General features: G+C 60.5%; 15 protein-coding genes. 5 read left to right on the top strand and 10 right to left on the bottom strand.

What is annotated here, in order from left to right:
* Positions 1-149 precede the first annotated feature (149 nt).
* From ACP7EG_RS27025 to ACP7EG_RS27000, 6 genes are all read right to left on the bottom strand, one after another.
* Positions 150-3,266, bottom strand: a complete 3,117-nt coding sequence (locus ACP7EG_RS27025) for a transglycosylase domain-containing protein (protein ID WP_426090140.1) — start codon at positions 3,264-3,266, stop codon at positions 150-152.
* Positions 3,267-3,631: 365 nt separating this feature from the next.
* Positions 3,632-4,417: a competence/damage-inducible protein A gene (locus ACP7EG_RS27020; protein ID WP_426090139.1), complete on the bottom strand. Its 786-nt coding sequence runs from the start codon at positions 4,415-4,417 to the stop codon at positions 3,632-3,634.
* 31 nt (positions 4,418-4,448) lie between these two features.
* The gene (locus ACP7EG_RS27015; protein WP_426090138.1) at positions 4,449-5,276 is read right to left on the bottom strand and encodes an EI24 domain-containing protein; all 828 of its coding nucleotides are present in this window, start codon (positions 5,274-5,276) and stop codon (positions 4,449-4,451) included.
* The gene (locus ACP7EG_RS27010; RefSeq protein WP_426090137.1) at positions 5,276-6,316 is read right to left on the bottom strand and encodes a sterol desaturase family protein; all 1,041 of its coding nucleotides are present in this window, start codon (positions 6,314-6,316) and stop codon (positions 5,276-5,278) included. Before ACP7EG_RS27010 ends, ACP7EG_RS27015 begins: the two co-directional genes overlap by 1 nt.
* A complete protein-coding gene (locus tag ACP7EG_RS27005; protein WP_426090142.1) occupies positions 6,313-7,164 on the bottom strand; it encodes a polysaccharide deacetylase family protein in 852 nt (283 codons plus the stop codon). Before ACP7EG_RS27005 ends, ACP7EG_RS27010 begins: the two co-directional genes overlap by 4 nt.
* A 2-nt stretch (positions 7,165-7,166) precedes the next feature.
* Positions 7,167-8,138, bottom strand: a complete 972-nt coding sequence (locus tag ACP7EG_RS27000) for a beta-propeller fold lactonase family protein (RefSeq protein ID WP_426090136.1) — start codon at positions 8,136-8,138, stop codon at positions 7,167-7,169.
* Between the two features lie 196 nt (positions 8,139-8,334).
* Here ACP7EG_RS27000 and ACP7EG_RS26995 point away from each other — a divergent pair, with 196 nt between their 5' ends.
* Together ACP7EG_RS26995 and ACP7EG_RS26990 are read left to right on the top strand one after the other, a co-directional pair.
* Complete coding sequence (locus tag ACP7EG_RS26995) at positions 8,335-8,691, top strand: FKBP-type peptidyl-prolyl cis-trans isomerase (protein WP_010395194.1); 357 nt, start codon at positions 8,335-8,337, stop codon at positions 8,689-8,691.
* Between the two features lie 189 nt (positions 8,692-8,880).
* Entirely contained in the window at positions 8,881-9,135 is a 255-nt protein-coding gene (locus tag ACP7EG_RS26990; protein ID WP_034782468.1) for an acyl-CoA-binding protein, read from the top strand.
* A 149-nt stretch (positions 9,136-9,284) separates the two neighbouring features.
* Here the strand turns inward: ACP7EG_RS26990 and proX are convergent, their stop codons facing one another.
* From proX to ACP7EG_RS26970, 4 genes are all read right to left on the bottom strand, one after another.
* Complete coding sequence (gene proX, locus ACP7EG_RS26985) at positions 9,285-10,343, bottom strand: glycine betaine/L-proline ABC transporter substrate-binding protein ProX (RefSeq protein ID WP_426090135.1); 1,059 nt, start codon at positions 10,341-10,343, stop codon at positions 9,285-9,287.
* Between the two features lie 9 nt (positions 10,344-10,352).
* Complete coding sequence (gene proW / locus ACP7EG_RS26980; protein WP_426090134.1) at positions 10,353-11,456, bottom strand: glycine betaine/L-proline ABC transporter permease ProW; 1,104 nt, start codon at positions 11,454-11,456, stop codon at positions 10,353-10,355.
* Positions 11,453-12,685, bottom strand: a complete 1,233-nt coding sequence (gene proV, locus ACP7EG_RS26975) for a glycine betaine/L-proline ABC transporter ATP-binding protein ProV (RefSeq protein WP_071079337.1) — start codon at positions 12,683-12,685, stop codon at positions 11,453-11,455. Before proV ends, proW begins: the two co-directional genes overlap by 4 nt.
* Positions 12,686-13,264: 579 nt before the next feature.
* Positions 13,265-13,549, bottom strand: coding sequence for a polyhydroxyalkanoic acid system family protein (locus ACP7EG_RS26970; RefSeq protein WP_070219270.1), 285 nt, complete (start codon positions 13,547-13,549; stop codon positions 13,265-13,267).
* 201 nt (positions 13,550-13,750) lie between these two features.
* Between ACP7EG_RS26970 and ACP7EG_RS26965 the strand changes: the two genes are divergently transcribed.
* From ACP7EG_RS26965 to fdxA, 3 genes are all read left to right on the top strand, one after another.
* The gene (locus ACP7EG_RS26965) at positions 13,751-15,148 is read left to right on the top strand and encodes a hypothetical protein (RefSeq protein WP_426090133.1); all 1,398 of its coding nucleotides are present in this window, start codon (positions 13,751-13,753) and stop codon (positions 15,146-15,148) included.
* A 70-nt stretch (positions 15,149-15,218) separates the two neighbouring features.
* Positions 15,219-15,506 (top strand): protealysin inhibitor emfourin, encoded by a 288-nt coding sequence (locus tag ACP7EG_RS26960; protein ID WP_071079214.1) that lies wholly within the window; start codon positions 15,219-15,221, stop codon positions 15,504-15,506.
* Between the two features lie 333 nt (positions 15,507-15,839).
* Entirely contained in the window at positions 15,840-16,163 is a 324-nt protein-coding gene (gene fdxA / locus ACP7EG_RS26955) for a ferredoxin FdxA (RefSeq protein ID WP_010395176.1), read from the top strand.
* The last annotated feature ends 247 nt before the right edge of the window (positions 16,164-16,410 follow it).

Below are 16,410 nucleotides of genomic sequence, written 5' to 3'. Positions count from 1 at the left end.
GTTTATACCCCACCGAACCGGACAAATATTGCTGGATAATGCTGAGCTTAAATTGCTCACTGTACTTCGACATGAAAAACCCCAAAAGTTGGTGTCCAACTTTTGGGGTTCAGTTCACGTGAAGGCCGGCTTTCAGCTGCAACAATACCTTAATTCGTGCACTGTTTCGCCACGCCCTCGGCCGGCGCGGGCGGCTCGATCAGCGGCATCAGGCTTGGCGCCAGCGACACCAGCAGTTGCACGGGCAAGGCGCTGGTGAAATCGTAGTTCTTCGATTCCGGCCCCCGCACATACGCCGTCATGCTGCCATAGAAGCGCTCGCCGATATTGAAGACGAACGTGGCCGAGCGGTTCACATAGCGCGACTCGATCAGGCGGCCACCGGCGCCATACACGTCGAAGCGCTGGTCGCCCGTGCCCGTCTTGCCGCCCATCGGGATCGGCACGCCGTCGGCGCCGACGAATGCCGTCTTGGCCCGCTTGGCCGTGCCGTCCGACACCACTTCGCGGATGGCCTTGGCCACGGCTTTCGCCACGTCCGGCGACAGCACTTGTTCCGCTTCCACCTTGCTGCCCCGCTTGAGCATGGTGTCATACGGCGTATTCGCGGCGAAATGCATGGAATCGATGCGCACGCTTGGTTTGCGCACGCCATCGTTGATGATGATGCCCATCAACTCGGCCAGCGCGGCGGGACGGTCGGCCGACGCGCCCAGGGTCGTCGCATACGACGGCACCAGCGAATCGAACGGGTAGCCCATCTTCTTCCACTGGCGGTGGATTTCCAGGAACCCCTCCACTTCCAGCAAGTTGGCGATACGGCGGTCCTGCGCATGCTTGCGGTGCGTATTGAACAGCCATTTATACACTTCCTGGCGTTCCTTCTCGCTGGCCGCCACCATCTGCGACAGGGTGGACCCTTCGTGCTGGCGCAGATACGCCACCATCCACAGCTCCAGCGGATGCACGTTGGCCAGATAACCGCGGTCGGCCAAGGACCAGTTTTCCATCGCATACTGCTGGTACATCTTGGCGACGCGCTCGGGCGGCACTTCATTTTGCGACGGCAAGTTGGCGTTGAGGAAATCGCCGAATTCCGCCAGCGTGCCCTTCGGATTGATGGTGCGGAAGATATTTGCCAGGCGCACGGGCGTCGGGCGGATGCTGGCCAACAAAATCTTTTCCTGCTCGTCCACGCTCTTGCCGCGGTACTTCTGATAGAAACGGTGCAGGAATTCGCGCCCTTCCTTGTCGGCAAAACGGCTCAGGTACTGCGCGCGGCGCGGATCGTCCGCGTCCGCCAGCAGCGAGGCCGAGGAATCGGGACGCGAGAACATGTAGTAGCGGGCCACGTCGCGCATCAGGCGCACGAACACCAGGTTGGTCGACTGGCGCAGCGCCTGCTGCACCGTCATGATGCGGCTGTCGTCGAGCTTGGAGAAGTTGCCGAAATGATGCAAGCCGCCGCCCGTGAAGAAGCCTTCACCCGGATTGCCCGAATACTGGCGTTGCATGGCGGCCGCCAGCATGGCGGGCAAGTTGCGCGCCTCGCCCAGCGGCAGTGGTTTCAGATAGGCAATAGCCCACTGCGACAGCATGTCCTTCGGATCGACGGCAATCTTGCCCAGCTCGGCCGCACCCATGCCGCTGTAGCGCTGGTGCAGCTGGTCGATAATGTCCAGATACGTGACCAGGGTGCGCAGCTTGGCCGTGGAACCGAGGTCCAGCTTGGCGCCCTCGTTGATGTCGAGCGGCTGGTCAAAATTATCCGTTTGCACGCGCAGCAAGTTGGCTTGCTCTCCCTTTTGCAGCAAGGTAAAGCTGTAGACCACGTTGGCGGGGTCGCCATTGCCCAGCATGCCCTTGCCCGTCAAGCCGGCCGCTTTCGCCACTTCCGGGTCGCGCAGCTCGCGCAAGACCTTGGTGACGGCGTTTTGCGCCTGGGCGTCGAGCGTGCTGACCACCTTCAGGTCGAGGCGGTCGAGGTTGTACAAGCGCGGATCACCCAGCATGCTGGCCAGGTGGTTGCGCACGGCATTCGACGCCTTGCGCGTGACGAACGAGGTCGAAGCTTCCGACTGCACGCCCGAGGCCGTCGATGGGCGCAGCTTCTCGGCGATAGCCGCATCGCGCAGCTGCGGCGAAATCACGCCCGCTTGCGCCAGCAGGCGCAGATGGCTGTTGGTCAATTCTTCCAGGTCGGCGCCGCCGGCCACCAGGTAATGCGAAGGACGGCGCTGCGCAATCAAGAGGCTCAGCGCCTGCTTGTAGGCCAGCGCACTGTCCGGCTGGTCCATATTACCCTTGAGCAAAGTTTTCACCTCGGAAAACGGCCGGCCATACCAGACCCACATGCCATCGCCAATGCCGTTGACTTCGCCAAAACCGCTTTTGGCCGACAGCGGTACGGTATTGAGGTAATTGACAACGATCTTGCGCCGCGCTTCCATGGTGTTCTCGCCATCCTGGTACGAGCGCAGGCTGGCCGAAATCATCTGTAGCAATTTATCCTGCATGGAACTGGTGCGACCGTCTTCCGAATGGCGGTATTTTTCGATCTGCGTGGCCAGGGTGCTGCCGCCGCCACCACGGTGGCCGCCGAACAGGTTCAGCGCCTTGTCGAAGACGGCCTTGCTGAGGCGGTCCCATTCCACGGCCGGGTTACGCTCAGGCGTGCCCGGGTCGAGCAATTCGCGGTTTTCGATGAACAGCAGGCTTTGCACCAGCGCGGGCGGCGCATCGGCGAAGCCGTCGAACATGCGCTCGGGATAGCTGGCCGCGAACAGGGGCGCGGCGCGGCAATCGAGGATGGTCAGTCCGGCGCGGTTTTTCTCGTGATACGTGGCAAAGATGCCCCGGTCGACCAGCTCCACCATCTTCGGCGACATGCGTGCCTGCGCCGTGACGGCATAGTCGCGCGCATTCAGCTTGGTGATGAAGTCAGGCAGGCTGGCATAGCCGAGGCGCTCATCGTATGGGCCGTGCTGCGGATAGCGGATGGCGCCCGCTGGCGCGGGGCCAGGCTCGACCTTGAACGTCAGCTGACGGTCCAGACGCGTGAAAAACTCGGCCTGCAGGGCCGAGGTGCGCACTTCGCGCATGACAAACCACGCCACGCCGGCGATCAGCGCCAGCACGATGATGGCAAAGATCGGCCAGATGCGCGAACGGCGCTTCTTCGGCGGGCTCGCCGGCGGCGGCGCCTCGGCAGCTGGATCAGAGGGGGGCCGCTCTTGCGCGGCCAGATTGACGCCTGTGTCTTTCATGGGATGCTGGGGTAAGGTTGGGTTTGGACGGCGCGGAAAATACGGTAGCAATACCGCTCCGCGCAGGATAAGACGAGGGCCGGCCAGGGCCGGTCACTACAGAGCTTGCTTAACATGATGTCCATACCGGTGAATCAAAAAAACACGCTGCTGCACAGGCAGGCAACCCCGCGTTTGACACGCCAGGCTCCTGTTCACCATTCCACCACATCGGCATGAAAACGACTGGCGAGCGCACACAAAAATCTTGCTTCATCGAAGATTTTCGCAAAAAAACAACGTCCTGGAACGTACGCTTGCGTACATAGATGCAAGGCGGGCTGAACGCCGGCGAAAAAGCCGCCGGCGGCCGGGCTGGCAGCAGCTCAGATGGTGGTGTATTCCGCCTGCAGGGCATCGAGCGCGGCGCGCATGTCCGCAAAGGCGGCCGCCGCTTGCGTGGGTTCGCCCTTCACGCCCAGTTCGATATGCCGGCGCGTCTGCGCATCGCCCACGCTGGGCAGGCTGAACACCTTAATCAGCGGAAACTCCGCTTCCAGGCGCACCATCAGCGGCGTCAGCAGGGATTCGGCCGTTTCGTACACGAGCAAGGCATGTTCCGCATGCGGCACCTGATTGAACAAATGGCTGTAATGCGTGTCCAGCACCCATTCGATCATGGGCCAGGACATGACGGGAAAGCCCGGCACGAAATAATGCTCGCGCACGGCAAAGCCGGCAATCTTGTTGTACGGATTCGGAATCAGCTCGGCGCCTTCGACAAATTCCGCCATTTTCAGGCGGTGCAGGTTTTCCGGCGAGTTCAAATCGGCCGGCACGCCCGCCTCTGCTCCCATTTCCGTGATGCGCTGCTCGATATTGAGCTTGCCCTGCGGATGCAGCACCAGCGGCAAGCCCAGCGCATCGGCAGCCGCCTGGCGCGTATGGTCGTCCGGCGTGGCGCCGATGCCGCCAAAGCTGAAGACGATGTCGCCGCTGGCAAAGCTGCGCTTGAGCAAGGCGACCAGGCGGGCCGGTTCGTCGCCCACGTATTCTGCCCAGCTCAGCTGCAAGCCACGCTGCTTGAGCATGCTCACTACTTTCGGGAAATGCTGGTCCGTGCGCTTGCCCGACAGGATTTCGTCGCCGATGATAATCAATCCGATAGCCATGAAGCTCCCTCGTAGAATTCGATAAAAATACTCAAGCGTCTGCGGGCGCCACGTCGGTCATGCCGCGTACGCCCCGCAAACGCGACAGTGCTTCCAGGCAGTAATACTGGAACCACAGACCCGTAAAGATAAAGATCAGTACATACAGCCAGATGGCGAACGCCGCCAGGAAGGGGAAGAACACCACCGACATCACGCCGCCCATCCACAGCATGCCCGGCACGGCGCCGGCCGCGCCGGAGACCATGCCGATGGCCAGCAGGGGCCAGCGCTGCGTGCGCATGATGGCGTGGCGCTCTTCCACGCTGGCGTAGTCGGCCATGGCGTCATACGCCATCACGCGGTACGTCAGCCAGCCCCACAGCACGGCTTGCCCCACCAGTGCGGCGGGCGGAAACGCGTACAACGGCAGCATGAGCACCCAGACGACGATGAACAGCAAGAACGTGGCCAGCGAGGTGCCTACGCTGCCAAGCAGGCTGCCGCCGTGTTTCTTTTCCAGCTGCGGAAAATGCCGCCCGCCAATATGGCGGCCGATGGCCGGCATGGCGAACAGGCCCATGAAAATGAGCGCCGTCAAGATCATCAGCGGCAACAGCATGAACATGGCGATCAACGGCACGATGACGGCTTTCAGCACGCCCAGGCCGAAGGTGGCCAGCACCTGCCCGCTGGTGCGGAAGAAATCGTACTCGGTGAACAGCGCATGCAGGCTGTCGATCAGCGGCTGCAAGCCCACATACAGCAGGGCGCCCCACAAGATCAGTGACAGGATGAATGGCGCGACGCTCAACAGCAGTATCTTGCCGTGCAATTGCGATAGCAAGGCGCGGCCATACGAATTCAACACATTACGCATCAACGGCGTCCTTTTCGTTTAACTCTTGCAAATTCCACCATGCGGCGCAGGCCCAGCCATTGCTGCTGCCAGAAGCCGCGGCCATACTCACGTCCGGGGCGGCCCACACCATCGCTGTCGATGCGGGCCAGCTGGTCGCGCACGCCCGTGCGCGCATAGCCCGCCGAGAAATTCGCGGTGCCCAGCAGCATATCCCAAATTGGCAAGACCACGCCGAAGTTGCAACCGCCCATGCTGCCCTTGCCTTTCGACTCGTGCCCCACGCCGATCGCGTGGTGCGTGCGGTGGAAACGGGGCGAGATCAGCAGCCGCTCGCCGATGCGGCCGAAGTGTATCCTCACATTCGCATGCTGCAAGCTTTGCAGAATGCGCGAAATCGACACCAGCAGCACGTATTGCCCCGGCGGCACGCCGATGCCCAGCGCCACCAGCGCCATCACCACGTCGCGCAGGAAGTCATCGAGCAAGTGGTTGCGGTCATCGCTCCACAAGTTCATGTTTTGCTGGCTGTGATGCAGGCTGTGCAAGCCCCACCACCAGCCGAAATGGTGCGAAGCCCGATGGTAGCAATAATCGACGAAGTCCAGTATCACAAAATAAATGATAAAACTGAGCAAGGGACTGATGCCGGGCAACAGCGACTCCAGGTTGAATGGATGGATATTGTCGAAACGCAAAGCACCGGCCAAGGCATCCATCAGCGGATCAAGCGTAAAGAAGACCAGCACGGAAAACAGGCCGATGCGGTGCAGCACGGTATACATAAAGTCGTTCCAGCGGGCGCGCGGGTCGGTGATCTTGTGTGCGGGAATCAAGGCTTCGAGCGGACGCAGCACGAGAAACAGCAGCACCAGTTCGCACAGGCCGATCAGCAACCACTCCGTGCCCTCGAACGCCTCTTCCGTGAATTCGCCAAAGCCCAGGTGATACACGAGGGGATTCACCACAGTCTGGAACAGCCAGCCTTGCGCCACGCCAAAGGCGTCGACCACGGCATCGATGGCGGGGGCGATAAAGGCGCCGACGTCGGCGGCGGTCATGGCTGGCCCTTCTTCTGCGCGTAGGCGGGATGCTCGCGCAGGGTGGCAAAGCAGAAACCCTTGTCTTGCAAGCCGGAAATCAAGGCATCCAGGTTGGCGGGCGCCCACGCATCCTTGCGCGACCAGATGCCCATGTGGGAAATGAAGATATCGCCGCTGCGCAAGTTGGCCAGCGCTTTTTTCAGCAGCATGGCGTTTGGATACTTGTCGCTGGGCAGCTCATCACCCGAGTAGCCCGCCGGCGCCCAGCCCGCGTGCTGGTAGCCGCAGGCGCTACCGGCTGCCAGGGTGCGCGGCGAGGTGTAGCCGCCCGGCGCGCGCCAGAACGGATCGAGCTTGTGCCCGGTCAGCTCCTGGAAGCGCGTATCGACGCGGCGCAATTGCTCGCAGAACTGTTGATCAGTGAAGGAGGCCAGCTTGCCGCCCTCCTTGCCGAACTGGGGCTTGACCTGGATCAAGCCGTTGGCCAGATCCTTCTTCCAGTACACGTGGTCAAACGTATGCGTGCCGAACGCATGACCTTCGGCGACGCGGGCCTTCCAGTACGGCGCCCATGAGGGATCGAGCGAATAGTCGCCGCGCGTGGTTTTTTCATTGGCCAGGAAGAAGGTTGCCTTCACATGGCGTTGATTGAGCACGTCGGCGATCAGTTGCGCTTGCGACTGGCTACCCGTGTCGAAGGTCATGTAGATGGTGCCCTTGCAGGCGGCAGGCGCGGCAGTAGGGGTAGCAAAGGCGGTGGCAGATGCGGCTGGAGCGACAGGTGCGGCGGCATGCGCGGGCGACAGCATCGTGCTGGCGCATAGCAGCATGGCGGGCACGCCGCCGCGCAGAATAAGACGCGTCATCATCACATGCGCGGCGAATGGGTGGCGAAATACACGCCATGGGGCGAGCGGCCCACCGGTATCGTCTTGATCACCTTGCGCGTGGTCAGATCGATCACGGCCACTTTCTTGATCCAGCGCAAGGTCACCCACATGGTCTTGCCATCGGGCGTGATTTCCATGCAGTCCGGGCCACCTGGCACATTGATGGTGCCCACGTTTTCCAGAGTTTTCTGGTCGATGATGTTGATCGTGTTCGACACGCGGTTCGAAACAAACGTCATGCGGTTATCACCCAGCGCGCGGAAATTATGCGTACCGGCGCCCGCCTTGATGCGCTTGACGGTCTTTTGCGTGCGCCAGTCGATCACTTCCACGTAATCGCTACCCATGATGCCCACCAGCAAATGCTTACCATCGGGCGTCATCGTGATGCCGGCCGGCGCCGGACCGACAGGCATGGTCCATTTCACCGTCTGCGTGGCCAGGTCGATGGCGCTGACCTGGTTGCTGCCCTGCTGCGTAATGAAAGCCATGCTGCTGTCGGCCGTGAAGGCCATGTGACTGGGTAATTTTGGTAGCGGAATGCGCTTGGCCAGGGTCAGGCTCTTGCCGTCGTAGCGGTACAGGTCGATGCGGTCCAGGCGCAGCGAGTTCGAGATGAACCATTTCTGGTCCGGCGAAAAGCCGATCTGGTACGGGTCGAGGATATTGCTGATGCGGCGCTGGATCTGGCCCGATACGGGGTCGAGGAAGATCAGTTCATTGCCCACGGAACTGGCGACGATCAGCGACTTGCCGTCCGGCGTTTCCATCAGGTGATGCGGTTCCTTGCCGACGGCAAAGGTGGACAGGGGAGCATAGGTTTTCTGGTCCAGCAGTTGCACCGTAGCATCACGGGAATTGAGCACCACCACCACTTCGGCTTGCGCCGTCGATATTGCGGAAACCAGGCACAGCGAGGAAAAAACAAGGCGGCGTAGACTGCGGAACATGGAAGAAATCACTGTTAAATGCAAAACAGGCATTTTACGTGGAACACTGTATTTATTGTGTGAAATCCCCCTTAAATGCTGCCGGCAGCCACACATCGCCGTCATTTGCCCTTTTTCCCTGTCCCGCGCCTGGAATGGCGCTTTGCAACTCATTGCTCTACAATCTGAAGCTTTCATCGCCTACACAAGGATTATCATGACCACCACCACTACCGCTTCCGGCCTGCAATACATCGATACCGTCGTCGGCGAAGGCGCTGAAGCGCAAGCCGGCAACAATGTTGTCGTACATTACACGGGCTGGCTGCAAAACGACGACGGCAGCGCCGGTTCGAAATTTGATTCGAGCAAGGACCGCAACGACCCATTCGAATTCCCGCTGGGCGCAGGCCGCGTCATTCAAGGCTGGGACGAAGGCGTGCAAGGCATGAAAGTGGGCGGCAAGCGCCAACTGATCATCCCGGCAGCACTGGGCTATGGCGCACGCGGCGCCGGCGGCGCGATTCCACCGAACGCCACCCTGATTTTCGACGTCGAACTGCTGGGCGTATAAAACTGCCAGGCAGTCCAGACACTGCCTGCCGCCAGACGCCGTCCTTGAGACGGCGTTTTTTTTGAGTATCCCCTCTAATGCACGGCGCGCTTTTTTCACTATGATGTCAGGCACTGCAGCACGCACGGTGGCCACTCCGCCGGGCCTGCCGCACTTTTCCAGCGATTCCATCAGCACACAGGAGCCATCATGAGTTTACAAGAGCAATTCGAACAAGCGCAGCTCGATTCCAAGACCCTGTCCGAGCGTCCGGACAATATGACCTTGTTGAAAATCTACGCCTTGTTCAAGCAAGCCTCGAGCGGCGACGCCACGGGCGAGCGTCCTGGCATGACCGACTTCGTCAACCGCGCCAAGTTCGACGCCTGGGCGGCCCTGGCCGGCACCTCGAAGGAAGAGGCGCAACAGCAGTACATCGACTTGATCGAAGACTTGAAGGATTAAACGCGACCAACGCCTGCTTGACGGAGAAATCAGCCGAAAACGGCTGAAAACTCACGAAAAACCACCAAAACAGGTGAAAACAGGCCGTTAACGTCAAAGTGGCTACCGAATCGGTAGCCACTTTTTTTTACGCCGGTATCAGCCGTAAATTACTTTTTCGCTGCCGCCAGCGCTTGCGCGATCCAGCCGTCAAACGTCTGCTGGTGGTACTTGATCCAGCCGGCCGTATGGCGCGCGATATCGGCTTGCGTGCTTTCGCCGCGGCGCATGCGCTCGTTCTGCGCATTGATATCGGCCACCGGCAGTTGCATCACCTCGAACAGCTTGGCTGCGGCCGGGTTGTTCTCCGCCCAGGCCTTGTTGGACACGATGCGCGCCGTGTTGACGGCAAAGCCGTAATCGCTGCCCTCGTCGAGGCGGGTATTCACCTTGTCCGGATTGGCCGAGAACGGCACTTTCAACCAGACCACGTCCTTGCCCGGCACCAGCACGCCACTGACCCAGTACGGCGTCCACGTGTAGTACAGGATGGGTTCGCCGCGCTTGTAGCGGCCCAGGGTATCGGCGATCAGGGCCGCATAGCTGCCCTGCACGTGCGTCACCGTCTTGCGCAATTTGTACGCATCCATGTGCTTCTCGATCAGCGCTTCGCAGCCCCAGCCGGGATTGCAACCCGTCAAGTCGGCCTTGCCATCGCCATCATGGTCGAACAGCTTGGCCAGGGTGGGATCGCGCAACTGGTCGATATTCGTGATGTTGTACTTTTCCGCAGTCGCCTTATCGATCAGATAACCTTGCGCGGCAGGCCCCGCATACTGGCCGGTGCGCAACAGCTTGGCGTCGCCGCCCGCATTGTTATAAAAATCCTTGTGCATCGGGTCCCAGTGCACGGCCATGAAGGTGGCGTCGCCGTTGGCGATGGCGATATGCGCGGTCGGGTACTCCACTTCCTTGATCGGCTGCACTTCATAGCCCAGCTTTTCCAGGGCCTTGTCGACCAGCATGGTCTGGAAGGTTTCTTCCGCGATCGAGCTTTGCAGCGGCTGCACCTTGACGCCCTTGCCGGGTAACTCATTGGCGGAGGCGGCCGGCGTTTGCGCCATGGCCAGGCTGGTGGTCAGGGCCAGGGCGGCGAGCGCCAGGGCGGAAAACAGCTGGAACTTGCGTTGCGATTTTTGCGTCACTTTAAAATTGTCAATTTGATGCATGTGGTTCCTTTATTGTGCGTTGGCCAGCGTTGCTTGCTGTTCAACATTATTTTTCTTCGCATTGCCGCGCACCAGGCGCAGCACGAAACCTGCTGGACCCGTCTGATACCAGTGGCGCACGCCACGGCGTGGCTGGCCCATCGCTTGCGTCAAACGGTCCAGGGTGATGGCCAGCAGCACGATGCCCAGGCCACCCACGGTTGCCAGGCCCATGTCCAGGCGGCCAATACCGCGCAGCACCATCTGACCCAGGCCACCGACGGCGATCATCGAGGCGATCACGACCATCGACAGCGACAGCATCAGCGACTGGTTGATACCGGCCATGATGGACGGCATGGCCAGCGGAAACTGCACGCGGGTCAGCAACTGCCACGGCGAAGCGCCATACGCGCGGGCCGCTTCGATCAGGTCCGGACGCACCTGGCGGATACCCAGGTTGGTCAGGCGTACCAGCGGCGGCAGGGCAAAGATGATCGTCACGATCACGCCTGGCGCATTACCGATACCAAACAGCATCACCACCGGCACCAGATACACGAAGGCGGGCGTGGTCTGCATGGCGTCCAGCAAGGGACGCAGGATATTCTGTGCGCGGTCGCTGCTGGCAAGGAAAATTCCCAGCGGCAAGCCGATAGCCAGACAGAACGCCAGCGACGTCAACACCAGCGACAAGGTCGTCATGGCTTCCGGCCAGATGCCCAGCATCGACACGAGCAGCAGCGCCAGCACGGTGCCGATGGCCAGCGTGCGGCTGGTAAATTGCCATGCCAGCAAGCCGATGATGGCGATCACCGTCAGCGATGGAGCGGCCAGCAGCACGCCTTCCACGCCGGACAGCACGCTATCGATCGGCGCGCGCACGGCCTGGAAGAAGGGGCGGAAATGCGCCACGACCCAGCCCAGGCCCTGATTGATCCAGCTTTCCAGCGGCAGCGAGCCGTCGAAAATCTGCGTCAGGTGAAAGCCGCTCGCATGTTCCGGCTGCACGGCAGGCGCGGCGGCATCGAGCCATGCGGTGCTGGCGTCGGTGGGCGGCGTCAGCGCCCAGGGATTGATCTGGGCGGCCTGTTCAACAACAGGTTCTACGGTAGAAACGGTGCTTGGGTTCATGCTTGTCCTTTCTGTTGTTGTTCGGCTATGGCTGGCGTATCGCGGTCGAGGAACTTCAGCAAGGTTGTCTTGCTGATGGCGCCGCGGAAGCTGCCGTCATTGGCCACCACAGGGACGGCGTAAGGCAGTTGCGCCACCTGGCCGAACAGGCCGGCGACTGGCTCATCTGCGTTAATGGTTTGCACGTCGGGCAGATAGGCATGTGCCAGGCCCAGCGGGCCGACATGGCCGTCGAGCGCACTGCGCAGCGAATCGACCGAGACGACGCCGAGGAACTTGCGCTGCGGATTGACGACATACGCAAACGCGCGATCCTGCTCTTCCAGCATCGACAGCGCGGCGCGCGAGCCGCGGCTCGGCGACTCGGACACCACGATCTGGCTCTTGCGGGCAATATCGCTGGCCTTGAAGACGGCGGCAGCATCGACGCCGCGCACGAAGTTGCGCACATAATCGTTGGCCGGTTTACGCAAAATCTCTTCCGGCGTGCCCACTTGCACCACGTGGCCGTCTTTCATGATGGCAACGCGGTCGCCGATGCGCATGGCTTCGTCGAGGTCATGCGAAATGAAGACGATGGTGCGGCGCTTGATTTGCTGCAAACGCAGCAGTTCCGATTGCATTTCCGTACGAATAATCGGATCGAGTGCGGAAAACGCTTCATCCATCAGCAAAATCGATGGATCGCAAGCCAGCGCACGGGCCAGGCCCACGCGCTGCTGCATGCCGCCCGACAATTCGTCGGGATAGCTGGCGCCGTAGCCGTCCAGGCCGACCTGCTCCAGCGCTTGCTGGGCCAGCGCATGGCGCTCGGCCTTGGGCATGCCGGCCAGTTCCATGCCGAAGGCAGTGTTGTCGAGCACGGTAATTTGCGGCAGCAGCGCGAACGACTGGAACACCATGCTGATGTCCTTGCGGCGCAGGGCACGCAGCTGGGCGTCCGGCAAGGTGTTGATGTCGTTGCCATCGATCAGGATACGGCCGGCGGTCGGCTCGATCAGGCGATTCAGCATGCGCACCAGGGTCGACTTGCCGGAACCGGACAAGCCCATGATGACGAAGATCTCGCCCGCTTCGATGGTAAAGGTGGCGTCGAAGACGCCGATGGTGCAGTCGGTCTTGGCCAGGATATCCTGCTTGCTGGCGCCCTTGCGGACGAGTTCAAGTGCTTCTTCTGGCTTGTCGCCGAACACTTTGAACACATGGTCGATAATGATTTGTTTTGCCACGATGTGGTTCTCCCTCGATTTGACGAATGGAATGAAACCCAGCAAGCTGCTAGCTTGCGGCGGGAATCAGCAAACCCTGTTGCGTCGGCTACGCCACGGCGCAAAAGCACACGGGAGCGACAGTAAACAGGGGGTGACACGCGTGTGACCAGCGGATGGCCAAAGCCGATGCCGGGGTGCCGTGTGCGTGCTAAAAGAGGCTGTGGTTCAGGACTTTTAACAACGCTAGCGCCATGCAAATACATGGCACCAAATGTATTTGACCGAAAAATCGACCAAACTACTTTTAACTGGATGCGGGTGTAAAACCCGAAGAATTATTCACCACTCAGCGAGCGGAGAGTACTGCGAAGCAGAAGGTGAAACGCGGTGTAGCTGTTGTAAATATGACTCAAGTATAACGCAAAAAGACACCAAAGTCCAATGGCTTTCCAAATAGAAATGTGATAGCAATGTTCGCCAGCGTACAGTCAGACGTAAAAAAGGCGAAAAGAGACGTGTTTGCATCGTCTTTTCGCCCATCACTGCGGCACGCTTCCTAGCACCAAACAGGGCGCCAGACAAGCGGGTGCAACGCCATCAAACTGCTTCGGTAAACACCTTGCGCATCTTCTCGGCAATCTTGCCTTCGATGGTGGAAGCAAAGGCGCTGAGCATGAAGCCCAGCTTGATTTGCAGTTGCGCCTGCTCTTTTTCCAGGGTCAGCGAACCATCGACGCCGCTGCGCTCGAAGCGCAGTACATCGCCATCCCAGGCGCACGCCAGGTCATATTCCTGGGCCAGCTTGTCGGCCACTTGCTGCGCCGCTTCGCGCGCCTTTGCTGCTGTCAGCTTATGTTGCTGAACTATATTTATATCCGCCATCAAACGATCCTTTTATTATAAAAACGGGGGCCATACGGCCAGCATCATACCAGCCGCCATGCCGCAGGCGCGGCCGCAGCAGGCGCTGGACTGGCAAAAAAACACCCGCCGTCCCGCATCTCGTTTGCGCGGGATCAAACCGGACACGCCGAAGCGGGACGACTATTCCCATTCCAGCTGCGCGTATCTTGGAGAGCTACCATGGACCAGAAAGTCATCGTGCCGGTCGAAGCCGTGCTGACCAAATGCGTGTCCCTGCCCGTCGGCTATGTCCCTACCCCCTCGGCGCCCTACCGCCTGCACCGCAAGAATGCGCAATTGACCCTGCAGCCGGGCCCGCCCCGCCTGAGCGAGGCAACGGCCCGCAACCTGGCCGCTGTGCCCGTCGGTTCGCGCGTGCTGATCTGGAAGCAAGATCCGTCCGTCAGCGACCTGGGCACGCGCAAGGCCTTTTTGCCCGGCCTGACCCTGCAAGGCCCGCGCGACGCGCGCATCACGTTTGGCGAACCGGGTATCGCGCAGGTCAGCCCGAATGCCTTCGGCGACTTCATCGTCTCGCCCAACACAGACCAGTTCGATGCCGTGCACACCTTTGCCATCGTGCGCATGACGCTCACCATGTACCAGCGCGCGCTGGCCAGCAACGACACGGCGCCTCCCCTGCCCTGGCAATGGAATAGCGCCAGCAATACAGCGCCCCTGCGTGTATTCCCGCACGGCTTGCCCAATGTCATGAACGCGTACTACAGCCGCAGCGACAAGGCCCTCAAGTTCGGCGACTTCATCCCCAGCGGCGCCACCGAGCGCGTCTACACCTGCCGCTCGCTCGACATCGTCTCGCATGAAACGGGGCACGCCGTGCTCGATGGCCTGAAACCGAATTGGTTGCTCAGTAACAATCCACCGCAAACGGGCGGCTTGCACGAATCGTTCGGCGACCTGACCGCCATCTTCCTGGCCCTGTCGCAGCTGGACCAGGTGGAAGCGGTGATCGCCCAAACCAAGTCCGACCTGCATGACAAGACCTTCCTGGCCGATCTGGCGGAACAGTTCGGCCTGGCCCTGGGCCGGCCAAACGGCTTGCGCAATGCCGACAACGACATCAAATTGTCGGAAGCGGGCACGGAGGTACACGCCATCTCGCAAGTGTTTACGGGCGCCATCTACGACATCCTGGCCGACATCTTTGCCCACGAACGCCAGCCCCAGCTGGAAGACGACGCGGCCGTGCTGCACCGCTGCGGTGACTACCTGCGCAGCCTGGTCCTGCGCGCCCTGGTGGCGTCGCCCGAGCAAGCCGCCACGTATGCCGACGTGGCCGGCCACATGCTGACGATCGCCGAGGCCGATGGCAATGGCGCCTACCTGGACTACATCCGAAACAGCTTTACCGTGCGCGAAGTGCTCAAGGCCAATGCCATGACAGAAGATGGCCAGATGAGCTTTGCCGCCGATGTCGTCGACGGGGACGGCGCCGTGCAAGACAGGCGCGCCTGCTGCGGTACCATGAACCACGCGGAATACAGCGAGTCGGATCAATTGCTTGAAGCGGAGCGCGAAGCGCTGGCCGCCTGGTGCCGCAGTTACGGCGCCCGCTAGACACCAGCACCTGCACACCCGCTTCAAACCTGCCGGACTGGCCCCACCACCATCGACAACAAGGAGCAGCATGAAAATTTCAGCCCGCAGCAGCGGCGGCTTTGCCGGCCTGAGTGAACAGTATGACATCGATACCCAAGCCCATCCGGCTGGCCCCGGGCTGGAAGCGGCACTGGCAAGCAGCGGCTTTTTCACGCACCAGCAAGCCACGGGTGAACAGCTGGGTGCCGATATCCCCCGCTGGCAGATCACCGTCGACGCGCCCACCGCGCGCCGCACCATCACGTTTGCCGAGGATGGCAGTGCTGAAAATGCACGTTGGCAACAGTTGCTGACGCAAATACGTGCCAGCGCCTGATTTTTCTGGCATGTATTTTGTGTCGATCTTGATTTGAGTAAAACAAAAACACCACACGGCAAGTCAGCACACCGCCCGTACTGCAACCTGCCGCATCGGGCGACTGTCGCTTTCTTGCCGCGTTCGTCATGGCAACGTCCCGGATAGTCGCTGAATTGCACTCTCTGCGCGGCAACGGCAACGCGAAAAAATGAATTTGCTTATATGTATTGTATATAAGCGGGATTTGTGAGAAATAGCGAATTGCCTTAAAATACAATGCTTTGCTTTAGTATGCGCCGCCGAGGTTCCTGCAGGCGCTACAGCACCTCCCCCAAAATTGATAGGACTGTTATGACCCACGTTGTCACCGAATCCTGCATCGCCTGTCGCTACACCGACTGCGTCGATGTCTGCCCGGTAGATTGTTTCCGGGAAGGCCCGAACTTCCTGGCGATCGATCCGGACGAATGTATTGACTGCGCCGTCTGCGTGGCAGAGTGCCCGGTGAACGCGATTTTCGCGGAAGAAGACGTGCCGGGCGACCAGCAAGCCTTCATCAAGATCAACGTCGATCTGGCCCGCAACTGGCCTTCGATCACCAAGACGAAGGCTGCCTTGCCGGAAGCTGAGCAATACAAAGACGTCAAAGACAAGCTCGACATGCTGGTGCGCTAAACGCACGGCAGTTGCGGCGGTCGTTCTGGCGGGGTTCGCCCTCCCCGCCGGGGCGTAGCGGCAAATAAAGGTACAAAAAGCAGCGGAAACGCTGCTTTTTTTGCTTTTAAAACATCGTTGCAGGTCTATCCACGCAAGTGTGGCGCGCTGTCACATCGATGCGCAAACTATGGACCTATGCGCGGTAAAGCACATTTTGTCCTCAACAAATATCGTAGAATTGGATTATGATATTTGAGCCGATATT

It is taken from the genome of Janthinobacterium sp. PSPC1-1 (assembly GCF_049897625.1).
Lineage (GTDB): Bacteria > Pseudomonadota > Gammaproteobacteria > Burkholderiales > Burkholderiaceae_D > Janthinobacterium > Janthinobacterium tructae.
This window is presented reverse-complemented; position numbering and strand designations above follow the sequence as displayed.